Here is a 13,196-nt window from a genome sequence, read left to right as displayed (position 1 = left end):
ATTGCGAGAAGGCTTTTCAGCCGACGAAGCAATCTTAATGCGGTAGTCATAAACCCACAGTTGTAAGATTGCTTCGTCGTTCCTCCTCGCAATGACGACTTTTCTTAAGCGGTTAAATTTTTTAACCGCTTTTTTTATGCAATTCGATCGGGTTTGTCATCATCATTAAAAACCTAAATTATTATGGCAACATTAAACGAATCTCAAAGCGGCAAGGCTGCAAAAGGAAGAACCAAAAAAGCAACTCCAAGGGTAGATCTCACCGCAATGGTTGATCTGATGTTTTTATTAACTGCATTTTTTATGCTCACCACTTCATTAGGTACTTTAAATGCGGCAGATATTGCCAAACCCATTAAAGACGATGGTGTAATTGTACAACCATATCCCGAATCACGTACCATGACCATCCTGCTCGGCAAAAACAACAAGGCCGTTTGTTACATGGGTACAATAGAAAAGGCAACCATGAAGGTTATCTCAATAGCAAATATTCAGAAAGAGATCATTGCAAATGAAAAACTGGTTGCTGAAATCCATCAGCATAACCCTTCCAAATACATGATCGTCATTATCAAGCCAGCTAAAACAGCTAATTTCCAGAATTTTGTTGATGTAATTGATGAAATGAAAATTGCCAATATTAAGTCCTATGCCATTGACGATGATCATATTGCAGAAAAGGAGACTGTATTTATGAAAATGAACGGTATCTGATCAAGCTATTTTTTAAAGCAGACTACTTAAAAAACAGCGAATAAAAAGAATATAATGCGATTTGAGGCTAATGAATAAATTGAATATGAAAACTAATACCCTAGTTTTTTAGTAGTGATTGCGTTTTTTGTGTGATGGAGGCAGTTTTTTTGAATTATTAACGAATCGTTAGGTTTTTATTAGATGTTTAATACTACATCCGTATAGCTAATAATGTTACATTCGTCGAAGTGTTTGGCCAAGCATCAGGCGCATCCCGAAAAGCCTTCAAAAGAGTAGGGATCTTAAAACTCAAAAAAATCTAGTATGAAAAGTTTAGAATTAAAAAATCTTGGTGTTAAAGAAATGAACACAACTGAAATGTCACAAGTTGAAGGTGGTGGTATTGTTAACAATACATTAAACGAACTTTTAGCTTCTCTTTCAGGAACTTTAAATGCAGTTGGTGCAGACACTTCAACATTTTTAAACAAAACAGTAACCAATGTTTTGAAACTTGTTTGGAGTCTATAAGCAATTTATTGTATCCGCTCTTCTGGTTTTCAGAATAGCGGATGCTTTACGATTTCGACCACTATGGCGCTAACCAGCTACTCTACAGAAAGAATTTCGAATACCGCTCTCGTTTACCGTTCTCAAATTAGTAAATCAAGTCAGTTAATCTATATTGTTGCCGTGGCAGCCATTTTAATTGTTTTGATTGCCCTGCCTTTTGTTAAAATTCCCATTAGTATAAATGGGACGGGCATTTTACAATCTACCATCGAAAAAACAGAGCTTATTGTACCCGTTAATGGGCGGTTAATACAATACAGGCTCACAGATAATAAAAGGCTTAAACAAGGCGATACGCTTTTGGCCATTGATGCCGGTTTACCCAAACAGCAAGATGCTTTGGTAGAAACGCGCAAAAACCAGATTACCCAATTTTTACAGGATATCCGTACGTTGCTCTCTTTTAATGGTGGTTCATCCGATCTGCAAAGCGGTCAGTATGTGGCTTCCTGGCAACAATATGTTCAGGAGTCAAAAAATGCTGGTATTGCAAAAAGACAAGCCGCGAGCAATTTTTCGCGCTACAGTAAGCTCTATCAGAATAAAGTGCTTACACAATCAGAATATGAAAAATACAAATACGAGCTAGAGCAGGCCGAATCGGTTTACTTAATGGTGCGTACTAAATATAAAACCCAATGGCAAACCGAAGCCAATGGTTACCGCAACGAACTGCGTCAGCTTTCTGGGCAGCAGGCAGAACTTAACGAACAGAAAAAACAATATGTATTACGGGCACCAATAGACGGTTCGGTTCAGAACTTAGTTGGGTTGCAACAAGGTGCTTATGTATTTGCCAATCAAAAAGTAGGGGAGGTTTCGCCCGATGCCGGTTTAGCCGCTTACTGTTATATCAACCCTTCAGATATCGGTCTGATCAGAAAAGGACAGGAAGTGCATTTTCAGATCAATGCCTATAATTATAACCAATGGGGTTTGGCAGTAGGTAAAGTAATCGATATTTCGGACGATATTGTGATTTTAAATGGTAACCAGCCTGCTTTTAAGGTAAAGTGTTTAATGGATAAAAATTTTCTGATGCTAAAGAACGGTTACAAAGGATACCTCAAAAAAGGAATGAATTTTACAGCTCGCTTTAAAGTAACCGACCGTAGTTTATATCAACTACTTTACGATAAGGTAGATGATTGGGTTAATCCGAACTTAATCCAAAAAACATAAAAGCAATGAGTACAAAAGTTAAGCAACGAGATATAACAGATTGTGGTGCGGCTTGTCTGGCTTCAATTGCGGCTCATTACAAATTAGATTTGGCGGTTGCCCGCATCAGGCAGCTTGCCGGAACCGATAAAAAAGGTACAACCGTTTTAGGACTTGTAGAAGCGGCCCAAAAATTAGGATTTGATGCGAAAGGTGTTAAGGCACCTTTTGATAGTTTGTTTAAAATACCTACGCCCGCGATAGCACATATCATTGTGAATGATATCCTTCAGCATTATGTAGTGATTTACAAAGTAAACAGTAAGTTTATAGAGGTGATGGACCCTATAGATGGGAAAGTGCACCGTAAAACGCATGATGAATTCAAAAAGGAATGGACTGGTGCTTTAGTCTTATTGTTGCCGTCAGAAAATTTCCAGATCGGCAATGAAAAAAAATCAATCCAGGGGAGATTTTGGAGTTTGATTAAACCGCACAAAGACATTCTGACGCAAGTTTTATTTGGTGCTATAGTTTATACTGTACTGGGTTTATCCACCTCTATTTTTGTTCAGAAGTTAGTAGATTTTGTGCTGGTAGATGGTAACCACAATCTGCTAAACCTCATGAGTATTGCCATGATGGTTATTCTTTTGGTGCAGCTGTTTATTGGCTCGGCAAAAACAATTTTTACCTTAAAAACCGGTCAGCTAATCGATTCGCAGCTTATTTTAGGCTACTATAAACACCTGCTCCGTTTGCCACAGCAGTTTTTTGATACCATGCGTGTGGGCGAAATTATTTCGAGGATAAACGATGCCGTAAAAATCAGGACGTTTTTAAATGATGTATGCGTAAATTTTGTAGTCAACATTTTTATTGTTTTCTTCTCGTTCATCATGATGTTTACCTACTACTGGAAACTAGCACTTATTACGCTTACCGTTATCCCCTTGTATCTTATTATTTATGTAATTACCGATAAATTTAACAAACGTACACAACGCAGGTTGATGGAAGATGCTGCAGAGCTCGAATCGCAATTGGTAGAAAGCTTAAACGCGGTAGGTACCATTAAACGTTTTGGCTTAGAAGATCATGCTAATGATAAAACCGAAACCCGTTTCATCAAGTTGCTCCAGGCAGGCTTTAAATCGAATATAAATGCCGTTGTATCAGGAACGTCTACCGAGTTTATTTCGCGCATGATTACCATTGTATTGCTTTGGGTGGGGGCAGGTTATGTGTTAAGCAATTCGATTACCCCTGGAGAATTATTATCGTTTTATACGTTGATCGGTTATTTTACAGGGCCAGTGTCCTCTTTAATCGGAATGAATAAAACTGTACAGGATGCTGTTATTGCAGCAGACAGGTTATTCGAAATTATGGATCTGGAGCGCGAAAGTGATGAAAATCAAATTGAATTAAGTGCCGATAAAATTGGAGATATTCATTTCGAAAATGTTTCTTTCCGCTATGGGGCAAGGCTGCCCGTTTTCGATAACCTGAATTTAACCATTCCGCAAGGGAAATTTACGGCCATCGTGGGCGAGAGTGGTTCAGGAAAATCGACCTTAATGTCTATCCTGCAGAATATTTATCCGATACAAGCGGGTAATGTACGCATCGGTAAATATGATCTCAAATACATTACCAATTCGTCGCTTCGTAGAATGGTATCGGTTGTGCCCCAACAGATTGATTTATTTGCTGGTAATGTGATCGACAATATTGCCATTGGCGAAGAAGAGCCTGATATGCAGAGGATTATTGATATTGCCACTAAGCTGGGGTTAATTGGTTTTATTGAGGCTTTACCTAAGGGCTTTCAGACATATCTGGGTGAAAATGGTACATCTTTATCAGGCGGTCAAAGGCAACGGATTGCCATTGCAAGGGCTTTATACCGTGATCCGGAAATTCTAATCTTAGATGAAGCCACTTCATCGCTCGATTCGGTTTCGGAACAACACGTACAACGCATGATCGAGCTTTTAAAAGCCGAACAGAAAACCGTAATCGTAATTACGCACCGATCGAGTACGCTGAACAATGCTGATAAAATTATTGTATTAGATAAAGGTTTAGTGGTTGAACAGGGCAGCCACCAGGAACTGAAGTACCATTTGGCCTAAACTCACGAAGTTTATTAGGGTACGACTGTGTGCAAACTTCGTAAGTTTAGCGGAAGGAGAAAGCCTAAATATTTTATTTTGTTTTTTGTAAAGCAATTGCAGTAGCTTTTTTTAATGTTCTCCCTGCTTTTCATTACAAGTCCGCACCCGATGAAAGATCGGGCTTACGGGCTTTCCATTTCAATCAGGTTTGGATAGATTAGGCATTTGCTACTATTAACGAATTCTGCACAGTTCCAAAATATTTATTTTTAAGCGCATTACCTTTCCCAAGAACCACCAGCCCAGGTTAACTAAACCTGACACAGGAGCGAGCACCGAACGCAGAGCGGTAAAGCGGATGGCAGGGCTTTCGAAACCGATGCACTCAGAACCCTGCTTTCCTAAAAAGTGATCAATGATTTTTTTGGTGGTGTCAGGTGTTACCACCTGACACAAATCTATTCAGTCAGATGGTAACATCTGACTGCACGACAACAAAAAAGGCGTTCTGCAATGTTGCAAAACGCCTTTTTCTATAAATTTATTCGAAGAATTAAATGCCGAAAGCAGCTTTAACCTGGTCTACGTAATCTAATTTCTCCCAGGTAAACAGATCAACCGTAACTGTTTTTTCTTCACCGTTCGGTGTTCTGAAAGTTTTGGTAACTGTTTCTGGCGTGCGGCCCATGTGCCCATAGGCAGCCGTTTCGCTATAAATTGGGTTTCTTAATTTCAAACGTTGCTCAATAAAGTAAGGACGCATATCGAAAATCGATTCTACAATTTTAGCAATCTCGCCATCGGTTTTTCCTACTTTACCAGTGCCATAAGTATTGATGTAAATACCCATTGGTTTTGCAACACCGATAGCATATGATACCTGAACCAAAATTTCGTCTGCCACACCGGCGGCTACTAAATTTTTAGCGATATGGCGTGTAGCATAAGCCGCACTTCTATCTACTTTACTTGGATCTTTACCAGAGAAAGCACCACCACCATGCGCACCTTTACCCCCGTAAGTATCAACAATAATTTTTCTTCCGGTTAAACCAGTATCACCATGAGGGCCACCAATTACAAATTTACCGGTTGGGTTAATGTGGTATTCAATTTTATCATTAAATAAATGTGCGTAAGCAGGATTACTTTTGATAATTCTTGGGATTAGGATATTCACTAAATCCGTTTTGATTTTAGCCAACATGGTGGCCTCTTCATCAAAATCGTCATGTTGTGTAGAAATTACAATCGCATCAATACGTACTGGTTTATTGTTATCGTCGTACTCTAAAGTAACCTGGCTTTTTGCATCTGGACGTAAATAAGTGATTTCGTTATTTTCGCGGCGCAGAACAGCAAGTTCCTGTAATAATTTATGAGAAAGGTTTAATGCCAAAGGCATATAATCTTCGGTTTCGTTTGTTGCGTAACCAAACATCATACCCTGATCGCCGGCACCTTGTTCTTCTTTGTTGCTTCTATCTACACCTTGATTAATGTCTTGAGATTGCTCATGTATTGCTGATAAAATTCCGCAAGAGTTGGCCTCAAACATATACTCGCTTTTGGTGTAACCAATTTTCTTGATTACATCACGGGCAATCTGTTGTACATCTAAATATGTTTTAGATTTTACCTCACCAGCTAAAATAACCTGACCAGTAGTAACCAAAGTTTCGCAAGCAACCTTTGATTCTGGATCGAACGCTAAGAAGTTATCAATTAATGCATCCGAAATTTGATCGGCGATTTTATCTGGGTGGCCTTCAGAAACAGATTCTGATGTAAATAAATATGACATTTATTAAATAAATTAATGGTAAATAAACAAATTAATACTTGCCAAACCCCTTGGAAACAGGTGTTTAAATGATTGAAAGGAGGCATTAGCAATTTTTTTAAGTGGTTGCAATCCGGTCCCGAGGTGTCGGGATAGCAAATCAATCCACTTTTTTACTGGTGCAAAATTAGCATATTTTCTTTATTTCAAAAATTATAGATTATTTTGTGCATTCATTCTTACACTTTGCACACAAAGATCAATATCCTCTTTATTATAAACCCTATCTCAGGTGGGCGAGGGAAGTTACGCATCCCTGATTTTATTGACCAATATCTGGATAAGGAAAAGTTTAGCCCGAACTTTGTTTTTAGCGAATATGTTGGTCATGCCGGCGAATTAGCAGACGAAGCCGCGACTAAAAATTTCGATGTCATTGTTGCGGCAGGGGGCGATGGCACTATTAACGAGGTGGCCAGTAAGGTGTTAAAACACAAAAAGATTTTGGGGATTTTACCGCTTGGATCAGGAAACGGTCTCGCCAGATTTTTAAGAATATCGAAAAATTTGAGGTATGCACTTTCCCTGATCAATAACTTTAATGTTGATGAGATTGATACTGCCGAGTTTAATAACAAATGTTTTTTTAATCTGGCCGGTATGGGGTTCGATGCCCATTTGAGCGCTGTTTTTTCGAAAGATAAAAAGCGGGGCCTATCAGGCTATGTAAAACTGGGCTTTAAAGAAGTTTTTAACTATAAAGCACAAACTTATTTGCTAAACATTGATGGCGTCGCATATACCAGAAAAGCTTTTGCCATTAGCATAGCCAATTCATCGCAGTATGGCAACGATGTTTATATCGCACCTAATGCATCGGTAAAAGACGGCTTGCTTGATGTTTGCATTATTAAACCTTTTCCGATAATAAAATTGCCATTATTGGGTTATGTAATGTTAAGAGGGAAGGCCGAAACATCAGACATGATTGAAATTATTAAAGGCAAAAACATTGAAATTACCAGAGAAAAAGCGGGTGCAGTGCATGTAGATGGCGAGCCTTTACAAATGGGAACAGAAATCCACGCAATAGTAAATCCGCTCTCGCTCAAAGTAATTGTACCTTGAGTGTGGCGCTAAGCGTTGACTGTTGAAGGTGATTAGACCATGAACCATCAAACTATCGACCATGGACTATTGACTAATGAACCAATGGCCAATGAATCTTTTATAAAACATGAAACCAAAGAAAAATAGTTTAAGTGATCTTGGCGGAATTATGTATTCTACCAATCCAGAATTCGAATACGAAGAAGAAGTTGATGATACCGTTACTTCGCCAAATAACCAGCAGGATTTAAGGGTAATGCTCGATAAAAAGAATCGTGGTGGCAAAGCGGTAACGTTAATTACAGGCTTTAGAGGCCGCTCTGAAGATTTAGATGTACTAGGCAAAATGCTTAAAACCAAATGTGGTGTAGGCGGCTCTGTTAAAGATGGCGAAATCATGATCCAGGGCGATGTGCGCGATAAAGTAATGGGTATCCTGCAGAAAGATGGCTATAAAGTAAAAAAGGCCGGGGGCTAGACTCTCGTAAAATACTAAAATTCTACCCACTAATACTAATTGTAAACCAGTGTATACTCAATGTTGATTTTTAAATGGATAACGCGAGACTACCTTCGTTGAACATTTAAATCAATCAACATGAAACAATTATTGTTTTTACTCTTTTTTATCATCGCTTTTGGCTTACGAGTGGCGCATGCAGAATTTTTAAATCTTGGTGCGGCAGAGATAATAATGCTTTTGGTCGTGGGCTTTCTTGCTGTGACCTTCGTTATAGGTTTTATTTTTTTATGTTTATACTTAATTAGAAGTATTAAGCCAGCTAAAAATGAAAAATAAGATAATCTTTGGGTTGGTTTTTATCCTCGTTTATGGTATTCATATTGCCTATGCCGATTTTCTAAATATGGGTAGTGCAAAAATAATTATGCTCTTGGTAGCAGGCCTTCTCTTTTTTGTTTTTTTTGGTGGCATTTTTATGCTGATCTACTTTTTGATTAAAAAAAACCGAAGTACTTCATCAAACGCTGCTCCGAATACAGTCGCCATAAACTTTGCCCCTCCGCTAGCTTACCAAAACGCTACAATTGAAGAAAGAATCGACAAAAAGGAAGTGGTTAAAGGAAATACCAGGATAGCGCTGCCTCAGCAGAATGAAATTAGGTATGTTGGTATCGAAGAAATCATCAGATGCGAAGCGGACAACAACTATACGAACTTCTTTTTTAGCGACGGCGATCAGCTGCTGATTTCGAAATCATTAAAGGAATATTCCGATCTGCTCAAACCCCACGGTTTTGTGCGGGCACACCAAAGCCATCTGGTTAACCCGAAATTTGTAAAAAGCTGGCTCAAGGAAGATGGTGGAACACTTTTGATGGATAGTGGCGATAAAATTCCGGTGAGTAAACCAAATCGGGAATTGGTGAAAGAGGTGTTGGGGAAGTAATGGGTGCGATGATCGTCAATGCTGAGGTACGAAGCAATCCTAATGCACACGAAAATAACGATCGTAAGATTGCTTCGTCGTTCCTTCTCGCAATGACGAAATTTTATTTTTAAACCTTACATTTTTGTACTTTTGCGGCTATGTCAGTTATTAAACCCTCATTAGCAAAAGGTACCCGCGATTTTTCGCCGATTGAAATGGTGAAACGCAACTTTATTTACGATACCATTAAAACCGTTTTTAGGAAATATGGTTATGCTGAAATCCAGACACCAAGTTTCGAAAATCTTTCTACTTTAACCGGAAAGTATGGCGATGAAGGCGATAAACTGATTTTTAAAATCTTAAACAGCGGCGAATTTCTTAAAGATCCAAAAAAGAAATCTTTCGATTTTGCAGATGAAGATAATAGCAATAGACTAATTCCGCTAATCTCTGAAAAAGCCTTGCGTTACGATTTAACAGTGCCATTTGCGCGTTATGTGGTAATGCACCAGCACGAGATCACCTTACCTTTTAAAAGATTTCAGGTTCAGCCGGTTTGGCGTGCAGACAGGCCGCAAAAAGGCAGGTACCGTGAGTTTTATCAGTGTGATGTGGATGTGGTGGGATCTGAAAGTTTATTGAACGAAGCTGAATTTATTTTAATCTACAATGAAGCGTTGAGCAAACTGGGTTTGAAAGATTTCAGCGTAAAAATCAACAACAGAAAAATTTTATCGGGTATTGCCGAGATTATCGGTAAACCAGATTTAATTATAGACATGACCGTAGCTATCGATAAATTAGATAAAATCGGATTAGATGGTGTAAGTAAAGAATTGTTAGAACGTGGTTTTACCGAAGCTGATTTAGAAAAACTTCGCCCGGTAATTTTGTTGGAAGGCACCAACGAGGAAAAACTGGCTAGCTTGAAAGATGTTTTAGCGCAGTCAGAAACAGGTTTAAAAGGTATTACAGAAATTGAACAGGTTTTTGAATATGTAGAAAGCCTGGTTGCTTATGGTTTACCATTAACGGCCAAATTAGAGTTGGATATTACTTTAGCCCGTGGATTAAATTATTATACCGGCTGTATTTTCGAAGTTAAAACCAACGAAGTGGCCATGGGGAGCATTGGTGGCGGGGGGCGTTACGACGACTTAACTGGCATGTTCGGTTTAAAAGATTTAACCGGAGTTGGTGTTTCTTTTGGCGCCGACCGCATTTACGACGTATTGGAAGAGCTGAACCTTTTCCCTGCCTCAGCAGAAGTCGGAACAAAAGTGTTGATCAGCAATTTTGATGCAGAAGCTGAAAAATATGCTTTGCCAATTGTTCAGCAATTCAGAAATGCAGGTATTTCCGCAGAGTTATATCCAAGTTCGGCGAAACTTAAAAAACAAATGGCCTATGCTGATGCCAAGAACATCCCTTACGTCATTTTAATCGGTGGGGATGAAATTGCTAGCGGAGAACTTACATTAAAAGATATGCAAAGCGGTGAGCAGAAAAAACTGACTGTTTTAGGTATTCTGGAATTACTGAAATAACGTCGGTTTTCGCCGCAAAGTACACAAAGGTTTTCGCAAAGAAATGCAGAGGTTCGGTTAGGTAACTGGCTTTGTGTACTTTGCGCTTGCCTTCTTTACCTTTGCGGTTAAGCTAATCTCCCAGTCCGCAATAAAACCGGGAAATGAACAGCTTTCTCAGCATCATCTCCCCAGGCTTCTTTTAGCTCGGTAAACATATACTCTAATGGGTTGCGTTCATTCGCCTTTTTATAATGCTGCAAAGAAGACCAGGTATTTAAATAGCCAATCAGTTGGTTAAAATTCCAGGTGGTTTTAATCTGAAAATGAGGAGCAATGATTTCTTCAAAAGGAAAGGGGATGGTTTTATAACCTTCTTCAATGTAACGGCGTTCACTGTCCCAATATTTACCCAAAATATCTTCGTAAAGTTTATGTATAGCTTTATCTACTTTTTTATCGATAAACATTAAGCCATAACCAATCACCGCGAAAAGTCCATCGGGTTTTAGTGTTCTTTTTACCTCGGCATAAAATGCCTCGAAATTAAACCAATGGATGGCCTGGGCTACGGTAATTAAATCGAAACTGGCATTACCCACCGATGTTTGCTCCGCTGGTTCCACTTTGTAAGTAATATTAGGCAGCTGCAATGCATTTTTTAATTGATTCTCGCTGATATCCGTTGCATAAACGGCATCGAAATGCTGGGCCAATACACGCGCAACCTGACCATTCCCCGTGGCGCAATCCCAGGCGATTTCTTTGTTTTTTATTAGGCTAAACAGATAATCGTACAGTTCCTGCGGATAAGTTGGCCGATAAATAGCGTAATCGGCAGATTGGGTAGAAAAATTATCTTTCATTTTATTAATGGTTGAGTGTTGAATGAGAGCAGGAGCGAATGCTGTCAGAATGAAAACAACTCCGCGCTTTCTTTATAAAATTATCATATTTTTGATTAACAAGTGGGGTTGATTTAAGTTTAATTCAATCATCCAAAATTCTCTCATTCAATCAATAATTTAATAACATGGATAAAAGCGCTGATACTATCCGCCAGAACGAAATTAAAGATGTAGAATATCGGTTAAAATCTATATTTGGTGGTTCGGTGGGTAATCTTGTGGAGTGGTACGATTGGTATACTTACTCTGCTTTTGCACTTTATTTTTCTCCTGCTTTTTTCCCCAATAGTAATCCAACTGCACAGTTATTAGATACCGCAGGGATTTTTGCAGTAGGCTTTTTAATGCGGCCTATCGGTGGCTGGCTGTTTGGTAGCATTGCCGATAAGCTAGGACGAAAAAGGTCGATGACACTTTCTGTACTCATTATGGCGATAGGGTCGTTAATTATCGGATTAACGCCAGGTTATAAACAGATCGGCATAGCAGCTCCCTTATTACTGATCTTTGCAAGGCTGATCCAGGGCCTGAGTACTGGCGGCGAATATGGAACTTCTGCCACTTACCTCAGCGAAATGGCCACCAAAAAACACCGTGGATTTTATTCAAGCTTTCAGTATGTAACCTTAATCGGCGGACAGCTATTGGCTTTGGGCATTCAATTAATTTTACAAAACTGGTTGCTTACGCCTGCCGAACTGCACAAATGGGGCTGGCGGATTCCATTTTTTATCGGCGCCATACTTTCTTTCGTCGCTTTGTATTTAAGGAGACATATCGATGAAACCAACGCTTTTAAAAGCAAAAATTCAGCAGATAAAAAAGGTGGCATTGCCGTACTGATGAAATATCCAAAGGAAGTTTTTACCGTAGTAGGCTTAACTTTGGGCGGAACGATTGCCTTTTATACGTTTAGCACTTATATGCAGAAATTTCTGGTTAATACGGTTCACCTGAGTAAAGAAACCTCTACAACCTTATCATTCGTTTCATTGTTGGTTTTTGCCGTTATGCAGCCGCTGTTCGGCCTATTATCTGATAAAATTGGGCGTAAACCTTTATTAATTGGTTTTGGCATACTGGGTACTTTATGTACTTATCCCATTTTAACCGGTTTGGCTGGAGAAACCAATACGACTATCATATTCTTGCTGATGATTGGCGCCTTAATTATTGTTAGCGGTTATACGAGCATTAATGCCGTAGTTAAGGCAGAACTGTTCCCTGCCGAAATCAGGGCTTTGGGTGTGGGTTTACCTTATGCTTTAACCGTTGCCATTTTCGGTGGAACGGCAGAATATTTTGCATTATGGTTTAAGAATATCGGTCACGAAAATTATTTCTACTGGTATGTAACCGGATGTATTTTAATCTCGCTGATTTTATATACCACCATGAAAGATACCAAACACCACTCGAAGATTGAGGATTAGACTTTTCGTGCCGTCTGCCTTAAATAGTCCTCGTTTGTAACGAGGATTATCGAGATCTGCATTTGTAATGCGGATAAGAAAAAAAATGGCGATAAAATCGCGTTTCTCCTCCGTCCTCGTTGCAAAGTAGGATGATATAACTTTGTGTTACAATATCTTCCGTGTCAATCCGTGTTTCCGTGGCAAAATGCTGCAGCTATATTGAAATAAACCCGACAGTAGCGAAAATCCTTTTTGTTGCTCCTTCGATAAACTCAGGAAGACAGCACAAAAAGATTGTAGCGAATGGCGGGGCTAAAGGAACCGAAGCACACTAAGCCCTGTTTTACTTATAATAAAAAGCATTGTCATCCTGAGTTTTAATTTATTGCATAAATCAGTAGTTTAAAGATCTCTCCGCTCCGCGTTGCTTCGGTCGTATTCTAGGTTTACCACAATTGCAAATTTATTTTAAGAAAAACTCTTTTTTTGGAGTTTTTCTTAGCTTTT

Annotated in this window: 12 protein-coding genes; 10 read left to right on the top strand and 2 right to left on the bottom strand. The window is 39.0% G+C overall.

Translation table 11 applies throughout. From position 1 onward, the window contains the following. Positions 1-183: 183 nt before the first annotated feature. From AC07VK_RS15130 to AC07VK_RS15115, 4 genes are all read left to right on the top strand, one after another. Positions 184-717, top strand: a complete 534-nt coding sequence (locus AC07VK_RS15130; RefSeq protein ID WP_492961490.1) for an ExbD/TolR family protein — start codon at positions 184-186, stop codon at positions 715-717. Between the two features lie 306 nt (positions 718-1,023). After that, entirely contained in the window at positions 1,024-1,230 is a 207-nt protein-coding gene (locus AC07VK_RS15125; protein WP_492956218.1) for a bacteriocin, read from the top strand. A gap of 63 nt (positions 1,231-1,293) precedes the next feature. Then, positions 1,294-2,454: an HlyD family secretion protein gene (locus AC07VK_RS15120; protein ID WP_492961488.1), complete on the top strand. Its 1,161-nt coding sequence runs from the start codon at positions 1,294-1,296 to the stop codon at positions 2,452-2,454. A gap of 5 nt (positions 2,455-2,459) precedes the next feature. After that, positions 2,460-4,571 (top strand): peptidase domain-containing ABC transporter, encoded by a 2,112-nt coding sequence (locus tag AC07VK_RS15115; RefSeq protein WP_492961486.1) that lies wholly within the window; start codon positions 2,460-2,462, stop codon positions 4,569-4,571. 535 nt (positions 4,572-5,106) lie between these two features. On the opposite strand, the gene metK is transcribed toward AC07VK_RS15115, so the two are convergent. Continuing rightward, positions 5,107-6,357: a methionine adenosyltransferase gene (metK, locus tag AC07VK_RS15110; RefSeq protein ID WP_029277640.1), complete on the bottom strand. Its 1,251-nt coding sequence runs from the start codon at positions 6,355-6,357 to the stop codon at positions 5,107-5,109. A 225-nt stretch (positions 6,358-6,582) separates the two neighbouring features. On the opposite strand from metK, the gene AC07VK_RS15105 reads away from it, so the two are divergent. From AC07VK_RS15105 to hisS, 5 genes are all read left to right on the top strand, one after another. Then, a complete protein-coding gene (locus AC07VK_RS15105; protein WP_492961484.1) occupies positions 6,583-7,464 on the top strand; it encodes a diacylglycerol/lipid kinase family protein in 882 nt (293 codons plus the stop codon). Between the two features lie 109 nt (positions 7,465-7,573). Continuing rightward, entirely contained in the window at positions 7,574-7,924 is a 351-nt protein-coding gene (locus AC07VK_RS15100; protein ID WP_492956222.1) for a translation initiation factor, read from the top strand. Positions 7,925-8,044: 120 nt separating this feature from the next. Beyond that, complete coding sequence (locus AC07VK_RS15095) at positions 8,045-8,245, top strand: hypothetical protein (RefSeq protein WP_492961482.1); 201 nt, start codon at positions 8,045-8,047, stop codon at positions 8,243-8,245. Beyond that, positions 8,235-8,855 carry a LytR/AlgR family response regulator transcription factor gene (locus tag AC07VK_RS15090; RefSeq protein ID WP_492961480.1) on the top strand — a complete coding sequence of 207 codons (621 nt, stop codon included), beginning with the start codon at positions 8,235-8,237 and terminating at the stop codon, positions 8,853-8,855. The genes AC07VK_RS15095 and AC07VK_RS15090 overlap by 11 nt, the downstream gene beginning before the upstream one ends. Positions 8,856-8,995: 140 nt before the next feature. Beyond that, positions 8,996-10,387 (top strand): histidine--tRNA ligase, encoded by a 1,392-nt coding sequence (hisS, locus tag AC07VK_RS15085; RefSeq protein ID WP_492961478.1) that lies wholly within the window; start codon positions 8,996-8,998, stop codon positions 10,385-10,387. Between the two features lie 107 nt (positions 10,388-10,494). On the opposite strand, the gene AC07VK_RS15080 is transcribed toward hisS, so the two are convergent. Further along, positions 10,495-11,232 carry a class I SAM-dependent methyltransferase gene (locus AC07VK_RS15080; protein WP_492961476.1) on the bottom strand — a complete coding sequence of 246 codons (738 nt, stop codon included), beginning with the start codon at positions 11,230-11,232 and terminating at the stop codon, positions 10,495-10,497. Between the two features lie 167 nt (positions 11,233-11,399). Here AC07VK_RS15080 and AC07VK_RS15075 point away from each other — a divergent pair, with 167 nt between their 5' ends. Then, positions 11,400-12,707 carry an MFS transporter gene (locus tag AC07VK_RS15075; protein WP_492961474.1) on the top strand — a complete coding sequence of 436 codons (1,308 nt, stop codon included), beginning with the start codon at positions 11,400-11,402 and terminating at the stop codon, positions 12,705-12,707. Positions 12,708-13,196: the final 489 nt, after the last annotated feature.

This window comes from Pedobacter sp. GW821-FHT01D05, from assembly GCF_059422505.1.
The sequence above is the reverse complement of the archived record's forward strand: the minus strand, read 5'-3'. Positions and strand labels throughout refer to the sequence as shown.

Excerpts from the sequence above, each read along its gene's own strand:
- AC07VK_RS15130 (WP_492961490.1), top strand. The coding sequence starts at position 184 with ATGGCAACATTAAACGAATCTCAAAGCGGCAAGGCTGCAAAAGGAAGA.
- AC07VK_RS15125 (WP_492956218.1), top strand. The coding sequence starts at position 1,024 with ATGAAAAGTTTAGAATTAAAAAATCTTGGTGTTAAAGAAATGAACACA.
- AC07VK_RS15120 (WP_492961488.1), top strand. The coding sequence starts at position 1,294 with ATGGCGCTAACCAGCTACTCTACAGAAAGAATTTCGAATACCGCTCTC.
- AC07VK_RS15115 (WP_492961486.1), top strand. The coding sequence starts at position 2,460 with ATGAGTACAAAAGTTAAGCAACGAGATATAACAGATTGTGGTGCGGCT.
- metK (WP_029277640.1), bottom strand. The coding sequence starts at position 6,357 with ATGTCATATTTATTTACATCAGAATCTGTTTCTGAAGGCCACCCAGAT.
- AC07VK_RS15100 (WP_492956222.1), top strand. The coding sequence starts at position 7,574 with ATGAAACCAAAGAAAAATAGTTTAAGTGATCTTGGCGGAATTATGTAT.
- AC07VK_RS15095 (WP_492961482.1), top strand. The coding sequence starts at position 8,045 with ATGAAACAATTATTGTTTTTACTCTTTTTTATCATCGCTTTTGGCTTA.
- AC07VK_RS15090 (WP_492961480.1), top strand. The coding sequence starts at position 8,235 with ATGAAAAATAAGATAATCTTTGGGTTGGTTTTTATCCTCGTTTATGGT.
- hisS (WP_492961478.1), top strand. The coding sequence starts at position 8,996 with ATGTCAGTTATTAAACCCTCATTAGCAAAAGGTACCCGCGATTTTTCG.
- AC07VK_RS15080 (WP_492961476.1), bottom strand. The coding sequence starts at position 11,232 with ATGAAAGATAATTTTTCTACCCAATCTGCCGATTACGCTATTTATCGG.
- AC07VK_RS15075 (WP_492961474.1), top strand. The coding sequence starts at position 11,400 with ATGGATAAAAGCGCTGATACTATCCGCCAGAACGAAATTAAAGATGTA.